Source organism: Sphingomonas sp. STIS6.2 (genome assembly GCF_000732685.2).
GTDB lineage: Bacteria > Pseudomonadota > Alphaproteobacteria > Sphingomonadales > Sphingomonadaceae > Sphingomonas > Sphingomonas aerolata.
The window spans coordinates 1-1,884 of record NZ_JPDP02000068.1 but is presented as its reverse complement, the minus strand read 5'-3'; the positions used below and the strand labels follow the sequence as shown (position 1 = coordinate 1,884).

The following is a 1,884-nucleotide window of genomic DNA, read 5'->3' as shown; positions in this document are numbered from 1 at the left end:
GACCGGCACGCCGAGGGGTTCGAGCAGAAAGAAGCCGGCAAGCAGTAGAGCAAGAACGACCCAGCCCGCCTTGAACGTGGCACGGTCGCGGATCGCATCACCGGGCGTGCGGAGCTGCGCCACATCGTAGCTTGCCGGTATGTCGCGCCGGAAGAACAGCAGCAGCGCAACCAGTGTCGCGGCGATCGACGCCAGATCGACCGGCACCATCACCGAGGCGTAATCGGCAAAGCCGATCCGGAAGAAGTCGGCCGACACGATGTTGACGAGGTTGGAGACGATCAGCGGCAGACTGGCGGTATCAGCGATGAATCCCGCCGCCATCACGAACGCCAGCGTCGCCTTGTCCTTGTATCCCAGGGCACGCAGCATCGCGATAACGATCGGCGTCAGGATCAGCGCGGCGCCATCATTGGCGAACAGCGCCGACACCGCCGCGCCGAGCAGCACGATTAGCACGAACAGGCGGCGACCATGCCCCCCGCCCCAGCGTGCGACGTGGAGCGCCGCCCATTCGAAGAACCCGGCTTCATCGAGCAACAGGCTGACGATGATGATCGCGACGAACGTCGCGGTCGCGTTCCAGACGATGCCCCACACCACAGGCACGTCAGAGAGCGAAACGACCCCGACGAGCAGCGCGACGGCCGCGCCGCCTAGCGCGCTCCAGCCGATGCCCAGGCCCTTGGGCTGCCAGATGACGAGCGCGATCGTGACGACGAAGATAGCGAGCGCGAGCAGCATCAGGCGATGCGCTGACCCGAAGCGTCTACGACCTGTTGGCCGTCTTCCTTGGCAAACGCCTCCTGTTGCGGCCCGGGCAGCAGATCAAGGACCGCTTCGGACGGTCGGCACAGCTTCACGCCGAGCGGCGAGACGACGAGCGGTCGGTTGATGAGGACCGGATGCGCCATCATCGCGTCCACCAGCGCGTCGTCTGACAGCGTGGTGTCACGAAGGCCCAGCTCAGCATAGGGCGTGCCCTTCTCGCGCAGCAGATCGCGGGGCGTGATCCCGGCGCGGTCGATCAGTTCGATCAGCAGCGCGCGCGAGGGTGGGGTTTTCAGATATTCGATGACGTGCGGCTCAATGCCGGCATTGCGGATCATCGCCAGCGTGTTGCGCGACGTGCCGCACTCGGGGTTGTGATAGATCACGATATCGACGGCCACGGGACGTCCTTTCAGCAGCATGGGGTGAGTTCGGCCAGGAGTGGCGCACATAGTTCGGGTGAGCCGGCGCAGCAGTCTTTGACGAGGAACAGGGTCAGTGCGCGCAGCCCGTCCAGATCGGCGCGGTAGATGATCGATCGGCTTCGCCGTTCGGAACGCACGATGCCGGCCCGGGCGAGAATGCCGAGGTGCGCGGACATGGTATTTTGCGGCACGTCGAGTTGCCGAGCGATATCGCCCGCGGCCAAACCGTTCGGTTCGTGCCGCACCAGCAGGCGGAAGGTATTAAGGCGAGTGCTTTGCGCAAGCGCGTTCAACGCGCTGATAGCCGAATCGTTATCCATACATCCAGCATAGCGGATATAACGGTTTGAGCTAGCCCAAGGGGGTTAGCGTGATGACGGCAGCATCAGGATATCTTTGTAAGATCAGCGTAAAGCTGGCGGAGGTGCTCATCTGACATGTCGAGTATAGGCTCATACATAAATGAGTTAAGATGGATATTCTCTGGCGTCATAAGAGACACCCGATCGAGGATGATTGCATCTGCGATTTTATCGGGAAATTTCTTTTTGAACTTTCTAAGAAGAACAGAGGTTTGACTTCCCTTTATTGCGTTTAAAAAATCAGGATCGTTGATTCTATCAATCATGATCCGTTCAGCTTTCAAACGAACCGCGATGGACAAGACGATTTTGTTCTCAAAGTTAAC

General features: G+C 60.4%; 4 protein-coding genes. All 4 read right to left on the bottom strand.

Annotated elements, in window-relative coordinates; genetic code table 11:
• On the bottom strand, nucleotides 1-744 hold a 744-nt coding region (locus tag sphst_RS11300), incomplete at its 3' end, for an ArsB/NhaD family transporter (protein WP_267895116.1).
• Nucleotides 744-1,172, bottom strand: coding sequence for an arsenate reductase (glutaredoxin) (arsC, locus tag sphst_RS11295; protein WP_234387589.1), 429 nt, complete (start codon nucleotides 1,170-1,172; stop codon nucleotides 744-746). The genes sphst_RS11300 and arsC, both read right to left, overlap by 1 nt.
• An 11-nt stretch (nucleotides 1,173-1,183) precedes the next feature.
• Nucleotides 1,184-1,516 carry an ArsR/SmtB family transcription factor gene (locus sphst_RS11290; protein ID WP_031393238.1) on the bottom strand — a complete coding sequence of 111 codons (333 nt, stop codon included), beginning with the start codon at nucleotides 1,514-1,516 and terminating at the stop codon, nucleotides 1,184-1,186.
• Nucleotides 1,517-1,581: 65 nt separating this feature from the next.
• The coding region (locus sphst_RS11285) for a hypothetical protein (RefSeq protein WP_199848960.1) at nucleotides 1,582-1,884 on the bottom strand (303 nt) is incomplete at its 5' end.